The sequence below is a fragment of the Treponema sp. R80B11-R83G3 genome, assembly GCF_054786115.1.
Map to the genome: position 1 here is coordinate 1 of NZ_BDHF01000129.1, position 3,074 is coordinate 3,074.

Annotated in this window: 3 protein-coding genes; 1 reads left to right on the top strand and 2 read right to left on the bottom strand. The window is 28.4% G+C overall.

All coding sequences use genetic code 11. The features are described 5' to 3' along the window. Window positions 1–953: hypothetical protein (locus tag ACYVRH_RS11470; RefSeq protein WP_461257051.1), on the top strand; the 953-nt coding region annotated here is incomplete at its 5' end. On the opposite strand, the gene ACYVRH_RS11475 is transcribed toward ACYVRH_RS11470, so the two are convergent. Both ACYVRH_RS11475 and ACYVRH_RS11480 read right to left on the bottom strand, forming a co-directional pair. Continuing rightward, window positions 950–2,506, bottom strand: coding sequence for a M48 family metalloprotease (locus tag ACYVRH_RS11475; protein ID WP_461257052.1), 1,557 nt, complete (start codon window positions 2,504–2,506; stop codon window positions 950–952). The genes ACYVRH_RS11470 and ACYVRH_RS11475 overlap by 4 nt on opposite strands. A gap of 17 nt (window positions 2,507–2,523) precedes the next feature. After that, on the bottom strand, window positions 2,524–3,074 hold a 551-nt coding region (locus ACYVRH_RS11480; protein ID WP_461257053.1), incomplete at its 5' end, for a hypothetical protein.

Here is a 3,074-nt window from a genome sequence, read left to right on the forward strand (position 1 = left end):
GTGATGAGCAAATTAAATATATTAAAAAATATATTAATAATATTAATGGATTTATTATAGATGAACTTCTTAATGATGAAAAAACTGATTGGAATAATATTCGATATATAAATAAAGGATTAATTAACCAGAATACAAGATTCATAGGCGGTATTGAAAATACGGATTATGGGTATATCTTTTTTGAAGCTGACAGATTGATGAAATGTATGGCTGCCGGCCGTGATAATATCAATAATAATATCATATACACGTCTAAAACTTTAAATATAGAAAAGTTTTACAACCTCTTTGAAATAGAAAAGTTATTTGATGATTATTATACTACTTATAATGCAAGATTTTGGTTTACACCTAAATATGAATTAGATAATGAAGGTAACAACTATTATTTAAAAGGAAAAGTAATAATCAATAATGCGGAAATGTATGCAAGAGACGGCACTCCTCCTCATCAGATTACAAAATACTTTGCGGATTTTATGACAATAGAAGAAAATTATGATTTATTTTGCCGTGAATATCCTGTTTTTAAAAAATTACAACAGATAGCTGAAATTACAGCCTTTATTCAAATATTAAAGGACAATGACGTAGATATGGAATTATATAGAAATAATATTACTGTACAAGAAAGGAAAACGCCTTCTACTACGCCTACTATTTGTAATTTTGGTTTTACTCCACATGGCTTTACTTCTACTATTGCAGGAGGAGTTGATTTTGATTTTAACAAGAAGGAAGTCATGTATGTTAAAAGCGGCCTTGATACCAGCCATAAAGAACTAATATCAAAAGCTTCCGCAGGGTTGCTTGAAGACCTTGCCGATTATTCTACTGAATTCCGTCATGGCGATAAAACATACGTCGGTACGTATTTGCCGGCAAATAACAATAACGTAAAAACAGTGGCTCCTATTACATTTTTACAAAAGTTATTTAATAAGTATTAAGAGTTATTAGTTTTCATAAATTCCATAACTCTTTCGGCTTTAGAAGGTACAAGGGAAAGAATTTTGTAAATTTCGCCATTTTCAGAGGCAGAATGCCCTTTTTTTTGTTTTTTTAACGCTACCATAAGTCCTTTAAATGATTCTCTGCCCGCCAGATGATTTATTTCAATATCTCTTTTAAAAAATGCTTCGGCTTTTTTATAATTTTTTTTCTCATAAAGAAATCTTTGCCCTATTAAAGAGCATGACAAACCATAAGCCAGTCTCGTTATTAGGCTATTATGTTTTTCAAGAGCATCTAGAAAACACTTTACGGCTTCATCATATATTTCTTGTTTTAAATATTCTATTCCGTTTATAAAACATTCTTCTTGTGCGGCGCACGAATACATTCGCGTATAAGATCTTTCAATTATGTAGTCATAAAATACCGCAATAATTTTTTTAAAACGTCGGCTGTATTTATCATCTTTAAATTTTCTTACAGCGGAGGAATAATGTTCATTTTTCCATTCATTTATTCCTTCATTTTTACTATCAATATTCGCTGCATTGCAAATTATTTCACTAATCAGCTTATTAGTAACATTATCAAATATTTCATTACTTACAATTATGTTAAAAATATGCGTTTCTTTATCAGAAACAGATTTTATTGAAAATAGTCTTAGTATTTCAAGCCGTGAACTTGACGCGTCTGGATGATTTATTGAATACTCATATTTATTTTTATTATCTAAAATTATTGTTAAGGGTTCTACTATTGATATACATTGAAAGAATATTTCAAAACCAAAATCAAATTGTCCCTTATACATTGTTTCAGGATATAATAGCTCCATGGTTTTAACCATCAATTTATAAGAAATAACATCCGCTTCCGCTTCCTGTGCCCATCTTCTTTGTGTTGCGTTTTCTTCATTATCATTAATTATTTTATGGTTTTCCACGATATGCCCAAACTCGTGGCCGAGCAAAAATAAAATACATGCGTCACATATTTGTTTGGCAATTCCAACAGGTTCTTTTTCGTTATCAATAGAATTTCTCATTTTGCCGTTAAAGGCAAGAATAGATTTTTTGAATTCATTGTAAATATCATTTTTGATTAATTCTCTTATCTCATTTTTTAAATTTTCAATTTCTTCTATATTTCCTATATTTAAATTCTCTGGATTAGGCGCTATTTCCCCCTTATATTTCGGAGCAAGTTTATCAATTAGTTTGGCAATATCGCCATATAGTTTCATGGCGCATGCGTCTAAAACTATTAGCTTACATGATGATAATTCTGCGGCAAGCGCATTGCAATTTCCTATTGGTAATGTGATTATTAAATATTCTATATTGAAATCCCGTTTTTCATTTTTAATAGTTTTAAATAATTCGCTTGCCAATTCACGTATATGAATATCATCCGGGTTAAATATTGTTGACATTTCAAAGTCAAATTTTTTTCCAATTTTTTTAAAAAGACAATCTAGTTCTTCTTTCTCTTTAGTGGTTAATAAATAAGTATTAACTATATAAGTACAATAATCTTCTATTGTCACTCAACATTTCCTTTTTTTTATAGATTCTTTAATTTATTTGGACATTCTACATCTGGTTCCGTATTTCTTATTATCTTTATTAATAATGTAATTTCTTCACAAGATAATTCATCAGAAAAGTCCTTTACAAAAAAATGCCAACTTGGATATTCTCTATTTGCGGCACTACATGTGAAACTTAGTATTTGTTCTTCCGGCCCGACATTATTATAAGAAATCACTCCTTTATTACATTTACCTTTATTTATATTAATATTTTTAACATATTCTTTATTATAATAATATTCATTTCCCAAGGTAAAATCAAATATTATTATACTTTCACTTTCAATATATTTTGATTTTGACACAAGTATTTTTTCTATTTCGATACCAACTTTCTTCTTTGTATTATTATACAAACAAACATCTGTAGTTGAGTTAAGATTTATGTATTTACCCTTCTCAAAGAAATTACATCTTTTTATATTTGAGAATTTTTTCTTTTTAGTAGGGTCTAGTTTTATCGGAATTCTTAATCGTAATTTAATTTGATTCTTTTTATTATTTTTATTGTGTATATCTATAC